The following is an 18,052-nucleotide window of genomic DNA, read 5'->3' as shown; positions in this document are numbered from 1 at the left end:
CAAAATACAAAAAATGAAGCGAACTTGGAAATGCCGCCCTATTTCTTATATTAATTTACTGCTTCGTTTTTATTTAATGTTTTCCGCCATTTTTTCGTTATAACCGAATAAGTAAGTGAAGATAAAACCGGCAGCGTAGGCAATCAAAAGACCGATGAAATAGTATACATATTTATTCTGAGCAATGAGTGGAATCAATGAGAGCCCGGATACTCCAATACCGACAGCTCCAGTATGCGTGACGGCTTGAAATGCTCCGCCAAATGCAGCGCCAATGCATGCTGTTACAAACGGACGACCAAGTGGCAATGTTACGCCATATAAGAGAGGTTCACCGATTCCAAGAAATCCAACAGGTAACCCGCCTTTAATGTTGTCGCGAAGTTTCTGACTTTTCGTTTTCACGTAAATGGCGATTGCTGCACCAACTTGACCGGCCCCAGCCATAGCAAGTACCGGAAGAAGACTTGTATAACCGAAACGGTGAATCAGGTCAAGATGGATCGGTGTAAGTCCTTGATGTAATCCAACCATAACAAGAGGCAAGAAGAAACCGGAGAGAACGGCTCCTGCAACAACACCACCGATATTCAGTATTGCTTGAATACCATTTGTAATACCATCTGTAAATATTCCAAATAATGGCTGAATGGCATAAAGAGACAGAAGTCCGACAACAAGTAATGAAATTAGCGGTGTAATAATAATATCGATACTGTTTGGCACACCCTTACGTATTTGTTTTTCAACTACAGTAATTAACCAGGCAGCAAAGATGACTCCAAATAAACCACCTCGACCAGATGTCAGTGGTTCACCATAAATGGTAACGCTCGCGAGTGCAGGATTGAAAAGAATCATGCCCATAATCGCACCGAGTACAGGCGTTCCATTAAATTCTTTTGCAGTATTCCATCCAACTAAAATTGCGAGAAAGGTAAAGAGGCTGCTTCCTATCAAAACAAGAATAGACAACAATGTTGTCTTAGGATCGGCTCCTGCATTAATTGCAAAGTTTGCGATTCCATTAATTAATCCAGAAGCAACAAGTCCGGGTATCAGTGGAATAAAAATGTTGCCTATTTTTCTTAGTAATTTCTTAATTGGTGTCTTTTTTGTTTTTCTCTTAATTTTTTGCTTGTTAATTGCTGCTTGCTCCTCAAGAGTAAGATCATCGGGATTCTTTTCTTCACCGATAGCAAGCCCTGTCAACGTGCTGAGTTCATCAGCCACTTTGTTAACCGTTCCTGGTCCAACAACGATTTGCAGCGTATCATCATCAACGATGCCCATGATGCCACTAATTTCTTTTAGTTCTGCTATATTCGCTTGCTCTTTCTTGTTTATTGAAAGACGTAACCGTGTCTGGCAAAACATGATTTTCTGAAGATTATCTTTTCCCCCAATATTTCCCAAAATGGAAATGGCCATTTGTTGTTCCTTTTTCATACCCTTCAGTCCTCCTTTAAAGTTTTGCGAACAAATCCCTTCGCGTTATTCAGTCGATTCATGGCTTCATCATATGAGCAATGCAGTAAGGTCATGACGATTGTGCTGCTCGCTATGTGAAAAATTTGCGCTTCGATGCGAGGACAGGAGAAATCAAGGAATTCGTACAAACTTGGCTGCTTTTCAATGAGGACAGGCGAAAAAAGGAAGAGGAGCTGGACGGTTATTACATGATCGTCACGAGTGAATACAGGGAAACGGATAAAAAGTTTATCAAGCTCTATCGAGGCATGAAAATGAGGAGAAGTTTAAAGTGACCAAAAGTGATTTGGAAACACGACCAGTTTATCTCTCGACGCAAGATCACATTGAAGCCCATTTCCTGATCTGTTTTGTGTTGCCGGTGATCGACCGAATTTTGGAACCCCGTCTCCAAGGTAACCAATCACCACCTTGCTGGACAGTTTAAGAAAAGCCTTCTATAGCCACAACCCAAGTATTATCTGTTAAACCATTATGATGATGTGCTCGCCGATATTGGCAAGACATTCGGCATCGATTTCGGGAAAAATATCGGTCGTTCAAAGAAATCAAAAAAATTTTAGAGAAGCGAAAAAGAACTAAATTACACGACAACTTCGTGACAAATAGAAGCAACTGAAAACCAATAACCATAAGGGTTCATGGCTGTTTTTTAGTCTATTTAGCTGCAAAAGTCAGGTTTTTGATTCCTTGATTAAAGTTGAAAAAATCTTTACCAAAATAAATTATGGAAAGAAAAATTGTCACTATGCCCAATTTAGTATATATTTTCTCGTTACACAATTTTCTAAAAATAATTTGTCAGATAATATGACACTCCTATAGACAAATTATTGTGTGAAAACTAAAATGTAGGTGTTGTTGAAATAATATTTTATATAATATTAATTTATTTGGTATAAAATATTATGACGTTTTAATCCTGTTCATTTTTTATACAAAATATTTTTTAAGGTGATGATGAAAAAATTTATCAATTGCAAGTAATTTGAAACGGTTGCTTTTAAAAAGGGGGAGGAACCTAAATTGAAGTTATTCAAACGACTTTCTATTCTATTATTAATTGCGGTACTTGGAATTTCACTGACAGCATGCGGCGGCTCGCAATCAAATAATAGTAATGCAAAGTTCACAACTGTTTACTATTATCATCCTATCTCACCAGGCGCACCTAAAAATCCGTACAATACGACAGGCAATTCATTTACAAGTTTTGATAAGATGCAATTGGCTTGGTCTTCTGGTCTTGCTACGGACTTGAATAAATTCTATCCGGGATTGGCAAAATCGTGGAGTGAAAGCCCGGATGGAATGAAAGCTACCATTGAATTGCAACCGAAGGCAAAGTGGTCAAACGGGAAGTCAGTTACCGCTGATGATGTCAAAACATCAATGGCTATTGCCTTTACTCAAGGCACGGCACAATCATTTTCTCTTGGATCAGTTAAAGTATTGTCAAATAAAAAAATTGAACTTAGCCAAGTGTCGGGCGGTACGTACAAAAGTTTTATGCATGATGCCCTGCAGCAGACAGTGGTTCCTAGCTTCCAGTACGGCAAACTGTTGCCTGATGATATTTGGTCAGTCATTGATCAGTCTTTATATGCAGGAAAAGATAAAACTAAAGCAGCTCAGGCAAAAAAAGCTCAAGATCAATTAACAAAACTCGGGAAAAGTATTACAAAGTTTGCTCCAAAGACGGACATTTCTGCTGGCCCCTTCATTCTTAAGCGCTTGAATCCTGGAGAAGCTTATTTAGTAAAAAATAAATACTTCTATGCAGCAAACAAAGTAAAAGTAAACAGTGTTTCACTGCGTAACTATACTGGAAATCAACAGATTTGGAATTATTTGATTGCTGGTCAACTTGACGCAACACCGTTCACATCGATGCCTAAAAATATTTTAAATAATGCACTGAATAAAAAGACGAATGAGAAGGTAACTACACCGACCTATGTTGCTGCTTCACTTGCATTTAATCAAAAATTCGATCCTTACGGCAATGTTAACGTGCGTAAAGCTCTAGCTTATGTAATCGATCGAGAAGCTGTCCAAAAGGTAGCAGAACCAGTTGTCGGCAAACCAGCAAAATATACGGATGGTATCACAGATAGTGCGGCTGCCGATTGGATTGACAGTTCTGTTCGTTCAAAGATGAATGGCTATAACCACGATCTTGACAAGGCTGCTTCGATTCTTGAAAAAGAAGGGTTTAAAAAGAAGGATGGTAAATGGTTACTGCCAAATGGAAAGCCCTGGACGATGAACATTTATGTTGTAAACGGATTTAGTGACTGGATTCAAGGTGGCAAAGTAATTTCTAGTCAACTGACTGATTTTGGTATCGATGCCAAGCCGACGATTGTCAGCAGTTTTGCACAATATCAAGCCGACATGGCAGCCCAAAAATATGCAGTCGGATTCTGGCTGAACTCACTCAGTCCTAATTTGTATACAGCCTACGCTAGAATTTACGGAACTCCGGACGGCTACAATATTCTGAATGGAAAGCTTACTTACTATGACCAGAAGGATAAAACAAAGGGCAATTGGATCGGTCTTCCTGAAAAATTAAAGCTATCCACTGGCGAAACAGTGAATCCTGGTGAATTGACATTCAAATTAAATCAACTAAAACCAGATCAGCAAAAAGATGCTGTCCAGAAACTAGCTTTGGCTACTAATGAATATGTTCCAATGATTGAAATCTGGGATTATACACATGTTCAGTTTGTTAATACGTCAAGATTTAATAACTTTCCTGTAAAAGATGAAGGGTTAATGAACAATATGCCAGGTGTTTGGATGGCAATGGGCTATGTAGCACCAAAAGCATCCAAATAAGATAGAGAGGTTCCAAAGCAGCAACATGAGAAATGAGTTAATCAAAGGAGGTGCGGGATATTTATGAGGAGTTTTTTAATCCGCCTTGTTTGGCGGATTTTTTCTGGAATACTAATGGTATTGGCAGTAGCTTCATTAACTTTTTTTCTAATTCGATTAATGCCAGGGGATCCAGTGAGCGCACAATACAATCAATTAATTATGCAGGGGATGACTCCTGTTCAAGCGGAAAATCAGGTTAAAGTCATGTATGGTTTTATCCCTGATGAACCGGTAGGCGAACAATTTATCAATTATATTTGGGGATTGTTGCATTTTGATTTTGGACAGTCAATTTCGTATGAGGGCATTGGTGTGTCACACATTATTCTTACTGCCGCACCATGGACCTTGATCCTTGTGTTTACAGGTTTGATTGCCAGCTTTCTTATTGGGGTTCTTGCAGGTGTCATTTCTGCAATCAAGCGATCATCACCAAGCGGGACAGTATTGACAGTCTCGGGTTCTTTGCTCCATGGTGTTCCGCAGTTTGTTATGGGACTGTTGTTGGCTTACTTGTTCACTGCTCTTTGGCCAATTCTCCCGTTCGGTGCACCCTATGATTCTTCAATTGATCCGGGATTTAATTGGCCGTTCATTTCTTCTTTAATGAGTCATGCGGTTTTACCTGTTGTAACTTATGCCTTGTCAAGTTATGGCGGCTGGCTGCTCACGATGAAGTCAAGCGTCATTACTGTGTTAGGTGATGACTTTATCTTGGCATCTGAAATTCGTGGACTTAAATCGTCAACAATCGTAGGATATATTGCACATAATGCAATTCTTCCACTATTCACATTGTTTACCCTGTCTATTGGTTTCATGTTCGGAGGATCGGTATTCATTGAAAATATTTTTGATTATCCTGGGCTCGGAAACCTTTTACTAAAGTCAATAGATACAAGAGATTATCCATTAATGAGCGGTGCTTTTCTTTTAATTACAATTGCAGTTATTGTTGCAAATATTATTACAGATTTTCTATATACATTTGTCGATCCACGGATAAGGAGGTAAATCATGTATGCCAATACCAGATACAGCACAACCAGTGCATGCATTTAAACCCAAACCATATAATGGAGTTTCCTTTTGGAAAGCAGCTTGGAAATCAATAACAAGAAAAAAGAGTAGGATCATTGGTTTCGCTATTATTATTCTGTTTACATTGATGGCAATATTCGGGCCCTATCTTTATTCTAGTCATTTACCGATTAACACCAATGCAATTTACGCACCGATTAGCTGGAAATATCCACTGGGTACCGATTTTGAAGGAACGAGCAATCTTGCACTTATTATTACAGGGGCCAGATATGTGCTTTTGGCCGCTGCACTAGGAGCGCTGTTCACGGTTATATTTGGCACCGTAATGGGATTAATTGCGGGTTATTTTGTTGGTTGGTCGGATTCAATCATCATGCGAATAACTGATTTCTTCTTAACGATACCTTCATTCCCGCTTCTTGTCGTTTTGTCTACGGTTTGGAATTTTGGACATCCGCTTGCCATGGGGTTCATTCTAGGTATTACGAGCTGGGGAGGAATGGCGAGAGCGGTAAGATCTCAAACACTCTCGCTGAGAGAACGTGGATTTGTTGAGGCGGCGAGAGGATTGGGTTTATCACCTTTCTATATCCTGTTCCGCGAAATTCTTCCAAATGTCAGTTCGTATATTGGAATGAACTTGTTGACATCAATTACAGGGTGTATTTACGCAGAAGTCGGCCTTTTCTTCTTAGGAGTTGTTCCATTTCATGTGAACAACTGGGGCGTTATGCTTAATATGGCTGTTTTCTCAGCAGGGGCGATGAGCAGCCCAGATGCTTTGCCGTATTTACTGTCTCCTTTATTAGCACTGCTTCTCTTAACCTTGGGTATCGTATTATTTTTGGATGCTGTTGATGAAATGTTCAATCCGCGTTTAAAGGAGGATGTATGAAGATGTCTGATACGTCAACTGTGAACACAGAGAGTACATTTAAAGAGCAACAGAAGATGGCGATCAGTGCAAGGAACATAAATGTTGTTTATGCAACGCCAACTGGCGACATACCTGCTGTACGGAATGTTGATATTGACCTTCCAAGGGGAAGTATAACGGGTATTATAGGAGAATCCGGGTCTGGAAAATCAACATTAATCATGGCGATTATGAATGCCGTGACCAAACCGGGAAAAATTACAAGTGGGTCTGTCTTATTGAATGGCGAGAACGATATGCTCCAGTTAAGTTCTGAGAAACAGCGTAAAATTCGCGGAAAAGAAATTGGCTTTGTCTTTCAAGCTGCTCAAAATTCGTTGAATCCGCTTCGCCGTATTGGTCAGCAGATATTAGATCTGGGACGAGCACATGAGGTTCATGATTTACGCGCATTGATCAAGTATGCAAAGGAACTGCTGATACGGCTTGGCTTAGACGCAGATCGTGTGTTAGCTTCCTTTCAACATGAACTCTCGGGTGGCATGCGTCAACGCGTGGGTATTATGTTTTCCCTTGTTCTAAATGCCAATATCGTATTTTTGGATGAATCCACAACTGCGTTGGATATGCTTTCTCAAGCATCGGTGCTTGAAATCATTCGTGAGCTTCAAAAGGAAAAAAACCTCACGATTGCTTTTGTTTCTCATGACATTGGCGTTATTGCTGATCTTTCAGAACGCATTGAAATTTTTTATGCAGGAGAAATCGTTGAAGAAGGAAAAACCAGCGAGGTACTGGCCTCCCCAAAGCACCCCTATACAAAAGGTTTAATTAAAGCAATTCCTAAAATTTCCGGAGATATTGATGCTGCTGAGCCATTAAAAGGATCTTCACCAGATTATAGAACTTTTAAGCAGGAAGGCTGCCTGTTTTATGATCGGTGTCCAATAAGAACAGATTCATGTCGGGACAGCCGACCAGAACTGAATATAACGAGCGGGTATCACAAAGTCGCATGTTTTAGGGTGGATGCAAATGATTGAAATTAAAAATCTACAGAAATTTTTTCAGATAAAAGCAAAGTTTTCTAATCACAAAACCGTTCACGCAGTACGAAATGTCAATTTGACAATTTCGAGCGGAGGTGCACTTTGCTTGATTGGCGAATCTGGGTGTGGCAAAACGACAATTGGTCGCATGCTTTGCGGAATGGAGAGGCCTAGTTCCGGATCAATTATCATAGATGGCCAAGATATTTCAAGACTCAAGCGGGGTGCACGTGCCAAGCTTCTTCAAAAAATTCAACTTATTCACCAAGATCCATATCAAGCGTTAAATCCAACGCATACAATTGAACAAATGATGAAGGCGACATTGAAGAAAGTGGCGAAACAAAAGAAAAAAGATGTAGACTGGATTAGACAGCGTATGGATGAACTGCTTAAACTGGTGGGGTTGGATCCTGAAACAATTTTATTTAAATACCCTCACATGCTTTCAGGTGGTCAACGACAAAGAGTGATTATTGCACGAGCTTTGACCGTGGAACCTGAAATGCTGATCGCAGATGAGGTAGTCTCTATGATCGATGTCTCGTTGCGATTGGGAATTTTAAAATTGCTTCGTTACTTGAGAGAACGTCACAATATTTCCATCTTATTCATTACACACGATATTGCTTCTGCCCGTTATTTGGGGAACGATACGGAATTATATGTTGTATATAAAGGAATGGTTATTGAAAGAGGACGGACTGAACGAGTGATCAGAAGACCACAACATCCATACACCCAAGCACTATTAAGTGCCATGCCGATATTAAAGGGTATTGAAAAGCCAGGAAAGGATCGTTTTGTTATAACTTCTCAATTTAAACAGAGTGAAGAGGAAACACGTGGATGTCTTTTTGCAGATCGGTGTCCTTTTAAACAGTCAATTTGTGATGAAAAACAACCTGAGCTTATTCATAATGATGATGCATACCATGCTTGCTTTTTTCCAAAAGTCCGGCAAGTAGCAGCAGAATCAATCTGACACGTAATGACTACAGTTCTGAAGATGATGAAAATTAGGTGATGACATGCTTAGAGGCGGACTTTCCAGACTTAAAGAATCTTACGATGCATTAAATCGGTCGGAACAAAAAGCAGCAAAATTTACACTTAACCATCCTGAACAAATGGTTCAGATGACAGTGAGCGAATTAGCAGAAGCAAGCGGCTCCAGCCAATCAGCAATTATCCGCTTGTGCAAAACGCTTCGGTTTAAAGGCTATCAGGAACTGAAACTCTGCGTAGCTGGTGATTTGCAGGATACTCGCTCCAACGGTGATGAGTATAAAGAAATCAATCCCGGCAGCAATTTAAGCACTATTGTATCTTCTGTATCAAATAATAATATTTATTCAATTAATGAAACATTGAAGATTTTAGATTTACAAAAGCTTCAGATGGCAATTGATTTGATTGAGAGAGCGCATCGAATTGACTTTTATGGATCAGGTGCCTCGCAGCTTGTTGCTCATGATGCACAAGTGAAATTTATGCGGATCAATAAGCCTTGTACGGCCTATGCGGACAATCATCTTCAATTAACATCTTCAGTTACGTTAACAGAAAATGACGTAGCAGTGGCGTTCTCAAATTCTGGCGAAACGTTGCAAACCGTAGAATGTATTAAATCTGCTAAGGAATCAGGGGCAAAAACAGTTGGTATTACGCGGTACGGAAATAATACACTTGGAAAATTGGTTGATATTCATATAGGAATTGTATCTTCCGAATCCAATGTGCGAAGCGCGGCTACTTCCTCACGCATCGTTCAACTTAATATAGTTGATATTCTTTATCTTTCAGTCGTTGGTCATCAATATGAATCATCACTTCAATACCTTAATCGATCAATGGGAGCCATTAAGAAAAGCTTTCGAGTAAAGTAGGGAGGAAAGGAATGATGAAGGACCGTGACTTTGAAGTTGTCGATCAATTTTTAAAGGGATGCGTTGAAGCCCACCAAATTCCAGGTGTTGTGTATGGGGTCATTAATCAGCAAGAGACAATTGCTGAAAAAGCAATTGGTTATTCCTATACTGACAAAAAAATTCCAATGAGGCTCGATTCACTATTCGATCTTGCATCGCTTACGAAAGTTTGTGCAACACTACCGAGCATTTTGTTGCTCTTAGAACAAGGGCGAATCGATTTTGATGATCCGATTCGCCTTTTTTTCCCGGAGGAAGTGAATTCAGATCTTACACTGATGCATCTATTGACTCATACAAGCGGATTCCCACCTTCATTTCCCTTTTATAAATATGGGATGGATAGGGAAGCGATGTTGCACTTTATTCTGACAATCGAAGCCAAACCAGGCGTGGATACAGTATATAGTGATTTGAATTTTATTTTGCTCGGTTTTTTAGTTGAGAAGTTAACTGACTGTCCGTTAGATCAATTTACGAAAAAAAACATATATGAACCTCTAGATATGACGCATACGGGATTTAGTCCTACTGAGGATTTGTATTCTATTGTACCTACGGAATGGATGCCTAAAATGGGTGAATATCAATGGGGACACGTACATGATGAAAATGCTAATTATATGGGCGGAGTGTCCGGTCATGCGGGTCTATTCTCTAATCTTCATGATCTAAAAAATTATGTCCATATGTTGATGAATAACGGCAAAATGTATAATGGCAATTACTTTTTATCACCGGCAACGTTGACTGCCAGTCGCAAAAATTATACAAGAGAATTTGCATCAGCTCGTGGAATTGGCTGGCAGCTGAATGAAAAACGATATTCGCCAGGTGGTTATCTGGTATCTAAAGAAAGCTATGGGCATACAGGATTCACGGGAACGTCATTTTGGATTGATCCTGAAAGACAACTCGGATTCATTTTACTAAGCAACCGAGTTCATATAAGTAGGAAAATTAATATGAATCGTATACGAAGGATCTTTGTCAATTTGGTTTTGAAATGCTTGTCAGAAAACGGATAAAGAGGTGTCGCATTAAAAAAAATAGTTGCTGGATTAATGTCCGGGACATCGGCAGATGGAGTTGATGCAGCACTAACATGTATCACTGGATCTGGGGATCAGGTAAAACTTGAGGTACTTGATTTTGTAACGATCCCCTATTCATTAACCCTGAAGAATAAAATCTTTCAGACAATGGAATCTGATCAAGTTAATGCGGCATATATTTCTAGTTTGAATTTTGAACTTGGAAAAGTAAAAGTATTTGCAGAGGCAGTACAACAGTTATGTAAGCATGCAGGTTATGAGTGCAATGATCTGGATCTTATCGGTTCACACGGACAAACGATTGCTCACGCTCCTGATCATTCAACAGATTTACAGCGGTCAACACTTCAGATCGGTGAACCGGCTGTCATTGCATACGAGACAAGAACACCTGTTGTCTCAAACTTTCGAGTAATGGATTTGGCAGCTGGAGGACAGGGTGCGCCGCTTATCGCTTATTTTGATTATGTTTTATGCCGGCATGCTGATCATTCTATTGCTCTTCTAAAATTTAGGAGGGATTGCTAATCTTACAGTGATTCCGGCAGGGGCAGCACTTCAAGACGTTGTTGCTTTTGATACAGGTCCGGCAAATATGATTATTGATGCGCTTACTCAGAAATTTTACGGCCAACCTTTTGATCGCAATGGCCAATTTGCGGCAAGAGGATCAATTGATAAAACACTACTGAAATCGTTGATGAGTGACCCCTATTTGAAGATGGGTCCGCCAAAATCAACAGGAAGAGAACATTATGGAGAAAATTTCGCAGAAGGAATTTCAAACCAAAGATCAGATTTAACATCGGAAGATCTGATTGCGACGGTGACTTATTTCACTGTTAAAACGATTGTTGAAAGCTATGAAGCATTCATTCTTCCAAACGGACGAATTGATCAACTGCTCGTGAGTGGAGGAGGCAGTCATAATCCCATGATCATGAAATGGTTAAAGGACTTGTTCCCTGGATTTTCTGTCAAGGTAATGAACGATAAATTGTTGAATGCCGATGCAAAAGAAGCAGCAGCATTCGCATTGTTTGCCTATGAAAATGTGAACGGATGTCCTGTAAATATTCTCAATGCAACAAGTGCAAACGAGAGGTTAATCTTAGGAAACTATACCCCCTTCTTTGGGAACTAATTTAATTGAAAGAGGGACGTACAGGTGAATTATGAACAGATTTCATTGGACCGGGTAGATGATATGGTTAAGCTTTGGAATCAAGAAATAGGTACTGACTTTCCCATGAGAAAAAAATTGTTGATTCAGAATAGTTTTAAAGACTGCAATGTACTTATGGAAGGATCATTCCAAGTGATTAACGAAAACGGAGAACTCGTTGGTCTTGTTATTTCTAAAAAGTATGCTGAGTTAAATGAGGTTGAACTCAACCATTCACTTGGATGGATTCAAGTATTATTGGTTAAAAAATCAAATAGAAATAAAGGGATCGGTACAGAGCTTCTCAAGAGGGCGGAAACAGCACTATCCGCAAAAGATGCTAAAAAAATTTTACTCGGTAAGGATGTATGGCATTATTTTCCCGGTATCCCAGATCAATACGGATACGTGAAAAGTTGGTTTGAGTCGCGGGGATATCATTTTGATGGTATAGAATACGATCTTTTAACTGAAGAAAAATCAAATAAGCTACAGCTCACGGATGTTTCAATCGCTCCGATTGCTGAAAAAGAGGATGTTACTCAACTTTTAAGCTTCCTCCACCACATTTTTCCGGGCAGATGGGAATATGAAGCAATCAAATACTTTCAACACGGGGGCAGCGGAAAAGAATTTATCCTTTTGAAGAAAAAAGATAAGGTAATCGGATTTTGCAGGGCCAATGGGTCAGATTCTCCTCAAATTGCACAAAATGTATATTGGGCACCATTATTTGAAGACGGTCTTGGAGGAATCGGTCCGCTTGGACTTGATCCTGAAGCACGTGGGAATGGATATGGCTTAGCAATTGTAAAGGCGGCCATCGCGTACCTCGGTCAGCGTGGATTTAAACACGTTATTATTGATTGGACCCGTCTTGTCAATTTTTACGAAAAAGTTGGTGCTCATCCGTGGAAGGCTTATGCAACTTATTCAAAGAATCTTTAAAAATAGTGATACCGTTCATAGGAATATGCCCAGATGCATTGATGCGCTGAAAAGCAAATCGATAATGGCAGTGAAAAAAGGATGGTTTTGATGTTAGATAAATTGATAACTGAGGTACGAAACAGAAACACGACTCATTTAGACAGGATGAGTACACATGATATTCTCAGCACTATGAATCAGGAAGATCAGAGCGTACCCTTAGCAGTATCTAAAGAACTGGATCATATTGAACAAGTTGTAAAAATGGTCATTCAAGCTTTGCAATCTGGTGGGCGCTTGATTTATATCGGTGCTGGAACAAGTGGGAGACTGGGCGTTTTGGATGCTGTTGAATGTGTTCCAACATTTAGTACTCCGCCGCAACAAGTGATCGGTTTAATCGCGGGAGGAAAGAAAGCATTGACAGAAGCTGTTGAAGGCGCAGAGGATGACGAGCCTCTTGCCGCAAAAGATCTGGCTGCAATTGATATTGATGCAAAGGATGTTGTCATAGGCATAGCCGCAAGTGGCCGAACCCCTTATGTCATAGGCGGTTTAAAATATGCAAAAAAAATTGGGGCATCGACTGCTGGACTAAGCTGCAATCCTAAGGCTCAAATGAGCAGATATGTTGATGTGGCTATTGAAATCGAGAGCGGTCCGGAAGTTTTGACAGGATCAACCCGCCTAAAAGCGGGGACCTCCCAAAAGCTGGTTCTAAATATGATTTCAACAGCTTCGATGATTGGGATAGGTAAGGTGTACGAGAATTTAATGGTGGATGTTCAGCCTACGAACAAGAAGCTGGTCGAACGATCAAAGCGAATTATTATGGAAGCAACTGGGGTCGATTTAATGACAGCAGAACAATTTTACTTAACGTCAAAAAATAATGTTAAAGCAGCTATTCTGATGATTCTTCTTCATTGCTCACTTGATGAAGCCTTGAAACGTCTTAAACTGGCAAAAGGATTCGTTCGCATTGCTGTGGAAAATCCCAATGATGAAAATCAAACGAACAATCTGAATGAGGCATAAGGCATGGATTATTTATATTTGGCCATTGACGGTGGCGGAACCAAAACAGATGCTGTGTTATTCAATTCTACGGGAACTATAATTAGTCGAACAATCGGCAGCGGAACTAACCCAAATGGAATGAGCTTCAATGAGGTAACATTGCATTTTAAGAAGCTTTTTGCAAATCTGTTGCTGAACAATTCGATTAAAGAAATTAAAGGCTGTTTTGCAGGATTATCCGGATCGGATCATCCGAAACTAATAAAAAAACTTGCTGATTGCCTTCGGGAAGCTTGCCCGCTACCCATTCATCACCTCATTGTAGGTAATGATGGGATGAATGCGCTTTGGAGCGGTACCAATGGGGCGTCTGGGCTTGTCATGATCGCCGGAACAGGTTCAATTGTTTATGGGATAAAGCATAATGGTGCTTCTTTTCGGATTGGGGGCTGGGGTTATTTATTTGGTGATGAAGGCAGCGGTTATTCCATTGGTCGCGAAGCAATCAGACATGTTCTTATGACTTTTGATCATCGTGAGCAAACCACTTCACTGACTATCGCTCTATCAAACTATTTTGATGTATCTGTAATTTCAGATATAGTTCCGATTGTCTATAAATGTTCCAAAGATATTATTGCTGGGCTGGTGCCCATTATTTCTCGTGAAGCTGAGCAAGGTGACCATTTAGCCAAACAAATTCTGAGTGATGCATCAAAAGAATTAATTGCGTTATTACAGTCAGGTCTTGACCGGTTTGAAACAATGCCTCATGTTGTACTCGTTGGAGGAATTTGGAAGTGCAGGTTAATTCGTGAAACAATATGTACCGCGGTAAGCGTACCACTAATTTTTCCATCCTGTCCACCCGTTTATGGATCCATTGCTAAGTGCGTAAATGAGTGGGAAAAAAAGGATGAAAAACTGCTTTTTTCATTAAAGCGACAGTTGTTGAAAAATGATTAACTAATTATTAATAAGGAGCTGGAAATGATGATCCAATTAGGTATTGAAACGATGCTCAGGGATCAACCAGATCTTCTTCGCGGAAAGAGAATCGGTTTGCTGACTAATATGACCGGTTTAGACAGTACGCTCAATTCAACAATCGATTTATTGCACAATGAATCCACATTTTATCTGACAGCACTCTTTGGACCGGAGCACGGCATTCGTGGAGATGGGGTGGAAGGGGCCGAGATTGACTCTTATACAGATTCCAAAACGGGTCTCCCTGTGTACAGCTTGTATGGAAAAACACGTAAACCAACAAAAGATATGTTAGCTAACATTGATAGTATTGTTGTTGATTTGCAAGACATTGGTGTCCGTTATTATACGTTTATTTCAACGCTAAGTTTGGTTATGGAATCCTGTATGGAAACAGGAAAAGAAGTTATTGTGCTGGATCGCCCAAACCCGATTGGGAGTTTCAGAGAAGGAAATATTCTTAAAGAAGAACTTTCTTCTTTTATAGGTATGCATTCAATTCCTAATAGGCACGGTTTGACCATTGGCGAGTTAGCCCAGCTTTACAAGTATGAATTTGGATTGAACTGCCCGCTCACAGTTATTCCTATGAAGGGGTGGGTAAGAACGATGTATCATAGTGAGACCGGGCTCATTTGGGTACAGCCGTCTCCAAACGCTACAGGAGAGTCTATGGCTGTGCTCTATCCTGGAATGTGTTTTGTTGAAGGAACCAATCTATCTGAAGGCAGGGGAACGACACGACCTTTCGAAGTTGTTGGGGCACCCTTTATTGATAGCCCAGCTCTTGCAAATGCGGTTAATAATCTTGGTTTATTGGGAGTTATTGCACGACCTACCAGTTTTGTCCCCACATACTCAAAATACAAGGGAGAGCGTTGCCTTGGTATTCAGCTACATATTACTGATAAAAGAGTTTTTCAATCATATAAATCAGGTCTTTCTGTTTTAGGGGTAATTGCTTCTATGTATCCTTCATCGTTTCACTTTCTTGGTTGTGGACTGCGCTGTACATTTAATTTGCTCGCAGGAACAACAAGGCTTCAATCAATGATTCTTAATAATAAATTTGACTATTTTTTTGATGAATGTGAAGAGGAATGCCGTGCATTTGAACGTAAAATAGCCACATATTTCCTTTATTAATTCAATTAAATTTAAGTGAGGTGCGAAACCTTTTGAAAAAAGATTATATGGAATCAATAGGTCAGTTAATGGTATTTGGTTTTGGTGGAAAACAGATAACTCCTGAATTAAAGAAAATGATCCACGAAAATAAATTGGGATGCATTATTCTCTTTTCTAGAAATTTGGCTGAACCATCACAAATTCACCAGTTGACCAACGAACTACAGTCTGAGGCTAAAAAAGCCGGACACCAATATCCGCTTATGATTTGTACCGATCAAGAAAATGGTGCCGTAAGAAGGCTGGGTAAAGGATCAACAGCGTTTCCAGGATCAATGGTATTAGGAGCAACTCACAATGTAAACAATGCCTATGAAGTGGCCAAAATGACATCTGAAGAATTGAAAAATGTTGGAATAAATTGGAATTTAGCACCGGTTATTGATGTCAATAATAATCCGCTTAATCCGGTTATTTGTACGCGATCGTTCGGTGAAGACCCACAAAACGTCGCTGAAATGGGTAAGGCTTTCATGCGAGGATTGCAAGAGAACGGAATTATTTCGACGCTGAAGCATTTTCCCGGTCATGGTGATACGGGTGTGGATTCACACTTGGATCTACCGATTATCAAACATAGCATGGGTAGATTGGAAAAGGTAGAGCTTGTGCCGTTCCATTGTTGCATTGACGCAGGAGCAGATGTGATTATGAGTGCACATATTTATTTTCCTGCACTTGAAAAGCAGTATGCGCTGCCTGCAACACTTTCTAAAAATATACTGACGGGTTTATTGAGAGAACGTTTGCATTTTCAGGGCGTCATTACAACGGACTGCTTAGAAATGAAGGCGATTGCTGATCATTTTGGTACTGCGAGAGGGGCTGTCATGGCACTTAAAGCCGGTGCTGATATGGTGATGGTTTCGCATACCTACGAAAAGCAGATTGAAACTTTGAATCAGGTGGCCAAAGCTGTAGAGACAAGGCAAATTGATGGAGATTCAATCATAAAATCCATAGAAAGAGTACATCGATTAAAAAAGAAGTATCTAAACTGGCAGGATGCATTAAATCCGGAATCAATTTCAGTTGGTTCAAAAAAAAGTCATCAGTCCGAAGCAGCGCGAATTTACAAAGAGGGTATTACCGTGATTAAAAATGAACATCAGGCCCTCCCGGTATCGAATACTGACAGAGTCTTATTCATTTATAGTGAACGTTTCATGTCAGCAAAGGTTGAAGATCAGAGTAGCCATTTATCATTTGTTGAAAAGATTGTCAAGGATATTCACTCAGAAGCAGATGTTTTTAATAGAGAAGATCCTGAGTTGATTGACTTAATTAACAATTATCATTATAAAATGAAAAAGTATCAGGTAGTTGTTGTTCTAATAGAATCGGTAAGCATGGAGAAAAGTCAGGTAACTTTATTCAACGAACTTAAGAAAGCTGATTGTCCATTGATTGTAATTGCGGGTAAAAGTCCTTATGGTATTCGATCATTTTCTGAAGCGGATGCTCTTTTATGTACATATGATATTAATCCTACAGCTTTGACTATTGTGATTCGTGCAATCTTCGGACTGGAAGAAGTTAGAGGAACACTTCCAGTCAGTCTTTAGAGAAAACTGAGTAATTTTGTATAGTGTCTCAATGTTTGGTATTAGAGTAGCCAATTAATTAATTCGGTGGATGGTTCATCCCCTTGCATCACGAACCATAGAAATAAGGTAACTTTTATGCTAATTACACGAATAGAATAGTGACGAGGCCTTTAATAAAAATTTATGCGCTATACTAATTAAACACAGCATTTCCCAAACTTTCTTTATGGTATTATTATATTTATCATCAACGTAAAGAATGGAGAATTAAAATGAAACGTATTGCGATCTACTGCGGGGCGAGTAAGGGATTGAATCCTGTTTATGAAAAAAATGCGGTCAAACTGGCGAAGTGGATTGCTGACAATGGTTATGAACTTGTGTATGGCGGCGGAAAGGTTGGACTGATGGGCATTGTGGCCGACACGGTACTGGAAAACGGCGGACGTGTGATCGGCGTGATCCCTCAATTTCTTGTGGATCGGGAGATTGCCCATGATCGTTTGAATCAGCTTATTGTGACTCATGATATGGATGAACGGAAAAAGAAAATGATGGAAATGTCGAATTGCTGTATCGCGCTTCCCGGCGGACCCGGAACACTTGAGGAAATTTCCGAAGCGGTTTCTTGGGCACGAGTCGGAGAAAATGACAGTCCGTGCATCTTTTTCAATGTAAATGGCTATTACGATTTGATGCAGAGCTTTTTCAATCAGATGGTTACAGAAGGTTTTCTGTCTCAGGCAGATCGGTCGAAGGTGCTCATAACGGATTCGTTTGAGAAGATTAATGCATTTATAGAGGATTATGTTCCTCCGAAAATCAGGCAGTATTCGAAACGGTGAGTATGTATGCAAAAAAAGACCTTGCGGAAAA

At 39.9% G+C, this 18,052-nt stretch carries 16 protein-coding genes and 1 pseudogene; 16 read left to right on the top strand and 1 reads right to left on the bottom strand.

All coding sequences use genetic code 11. The features are described 5' to 3' along the window. Nucleotides 1–69: 69 nt before the first annotated feature. On the bottom strand, nucleotides 70–1,449 hold the full coding sequence (locus NIE88_RS20165) for a PTS transporter subunit EIIC (protein ID WP_253065147.1): 1,380 nt from the start codon (nucleotides 1,447–1,449) through the stop codon (nucleotides 70–72). A gap of 104 nt (nucleotides 1,450–1,553) precedes the next feature. Between NIE88_RS20165 and NIE88_RS23010 the strand changes: the two are divergent. The 16 genes and pseudogenes from NIE88_RS23010 to NIE88_RS20085 form a co-directional block, all read left to right on the top strand. After that, a pseudogene (locus tag NIE88_RS23010) lies at nucleotides 1,554–2,110 on the top strand (IS1634 family transposase); the annotation flags it as partial. Nucleotides 2,111–2,517: 407 nt separating this feature from the next. After that, nucleotides 2,518–4,338 carry an ABC transporter substrate-binding protein gene (locus NIE88_RS20155; RefSeq protein WP_253065145.1) on the top strand — a complete coding sequence of 607 codons (1,821 nt, stop codon included), beginning with the start codon at nucleotides 2,518–2,520 and terminating at the stop codon, nucleotides 4,336–4,338. A 174-nt stretch (nucleotides 4,339–4,512) separates the two neighbouring features. Beyond that, nucleotides 4,513–5,394, top strand: coding sequence for an ABC transporter permease (locus NIE88_RS20150; RefSeq protein WP_253065144.1), 882 nt, complete (start codon nucleotides 4,513–4,515; stop codon nucleotides 5,392–5,394). Nucleotides 5,395–5,401: 7 nt separating this feature from the next. Then, nucleotides 5,402–6,319, top strand: a complete 918-nt coding sequence (locus NIE88_RS20145) for an ABC transporter permease (protein ID WP_253065143.1) — start codon at nucleotides 5,402–5,404, stop codon at nucleotides 6,317–6,319. A gap of 2 nt (nucleotides 6,320–6,321) precedes the next feature. Continuing rightward, the gene (locus tag NIE88_RS20140) at nucleotides 6,322–7,344 is read left to right on the top strand and encodes an ABC transporter ATP-binding protein (protein WP_253065142.1); all 1,023 of its coding nucleotides are present in this window, start codon (nucleotides 6,322–6,324) and stop codon (nucleotides 7,342–7,344) included. Then, nucleotides 7,337–8,335: an ABC transporter ATP-binding protein gene (locus tag NIE88_RS20135; protein WP_253065141.1), complete on the top strand. Its 999-nt coding sequence runs from the start codon at nucleotides 7,337–7,339 to the stop codon at nucleotides 8,333–8,335. Before NIE88_RS20140 ends, NIE88_RS20135 begins: the two co-directional genes overlap by 8 nt. Nucleotides 8,336–8,381: 46 nt before the next feature. After that, nucleotides 8,382–9,239, top strand: a complete 858-nt coding sequence (locus NIE88_RS20130) for a MurR/RpiR family transcriptional regulator (protein ID WP_253065140.1) — start codon at nucleotides 8,382–8,384, stop codon at nucleotides 9,237–9,239. Nucleotides 9,240–9,250: 11 nt separating this feature from the next. Continuing rightward, entirely contained in the window at nucleotides 9,251–10,309 is a 1,059-nt protein-coding gene (locus NIE88_RS20125; RefSeq protein WP_253065139.1) for a serine hydrolase domain-containing protein, read from the top strand. A 36-nt stretch (nucleotides 10,310–10,345) separates the two neighbouring features. Beyond that, nucleotides 10,346–10,864, top strand: coding sequence for an anhydro-N-acetylmuramic acid kinase (locus NIE88_RS20120; protein WP_253065138.1), 519 nt, complete (start codon nucleotides 10,346–10,348; stop codon nucleotides 10,862–10,864). A 7-nt stretch (nucleotides 10,865–10,871) separates the two neighbouring features. Further along, nucleotides 10,872–11,480 carry an anhydro-N-acetylmuramic acid kinase gene (locus NIE88_RS20115; protein WP_253065137.1) on the top strand — a complete coding sequence of 203 codons (609 nt, stop codon included), beginning with the start codon at nucleotides 10,872–10,874 and terminating at the stop codon, nucleotides 11,478–11,480. Between the two features lie 24 nt (nucleotides 11,481–11,504). Then, complete coding sequence (locus NIE88_RS20110) at nucleotides 11,505–12,449, top strand: GNAT family N-acetyltransferase (protein ID WP_253065136.1); 945 nt, start codon at nucleotides 11,505–11,507, stop codon at nucleotides 12,447–12,449. Between the two features lie 81 nt (nucleotides 12,450–12,530). Further along, nucleotides 12,531–13,469 carry an N-acetylmuramic acid 6-phosphate etherase gene (gene murQ, locus NIE88_RS20105; RefSeq protein WP_290446615.1) on the top strand — a complete coding sequence of 313 codons (939 nt, stop codon included), beginning with the start codon at nucleotides 12,531–12,533 and terminating at the stop codon, nucleotides 13,467–13,469. Between the two features lie 3 nt (nucleotides 13,470–13,472). After that, entirely contained in the window at nucleotides 13,473–14,417 is a 945-nt protein-coding gene (locus tag NIE88_RS20100; protein ID WP_253065134.1) for an N-acetylglucosamine kinase, read from the top strand. A gap of 27 nt (nucleotides 14,418–14,444) precedes the next feature. Next, nucleotides 14,445–15,587: an exo-beta-N-acetylmuramidase NamZ family protein gene (locus tag NIE88_RS20095; RefSeq protein WP_253065133.1), complete on the top strand. Its 1,143-nt coding sequence runs from the start codon at nucleotides 14,445–14,447 to the stop codon at nucleotides 15,585–15,587. 32 nt (nucleotides 15,588–15,619) lie between these two features. Further along, nucleotides 15,620–17,194 (top strand): beta-N-acetylhexosaminidase, encoded by a 1,575-nt coding sequence (nagZ, locus tag NIE88_RS20090; protein WP_253065132.1) that lies wholly within the window; start codon nucleotides 15,620–15,622, stop codon nucleotides 17,192–17,194. A 254-nt stretch (nucleotides 17,195–17,448) separates the two neighbouring features. Continuing rightward, on the top strand, nucleotides 17,449–18,021 hold the full coding sequence (locus NIE88_RS20085; RefSeq protein ID WP_253065131.1) for an LOG family protein: 573 nt from the start codon (nucleotides 17,449–17,451) through the stop codon (nucleotides 18,019–18,021). Nucleotides 18,022–18,052 lie beyond the last annotated feature (31 nt).

The organism is Sporolactobacillus shoreicorticis, assembly GCF_024125445.1.
GTDB classification, from domain to species: Bacteria; Bacillota; Bacilli; order Bacillales; family Sporolactobacillaceae; genus Sporolactobacillus; species Sporolactobacillus shoreicorticis.
The sequence above is the reverse complement of the archived record's forward strand: the minus strand, read 5'-3'. Positions and strand labels throughout refer to the sequence as shown.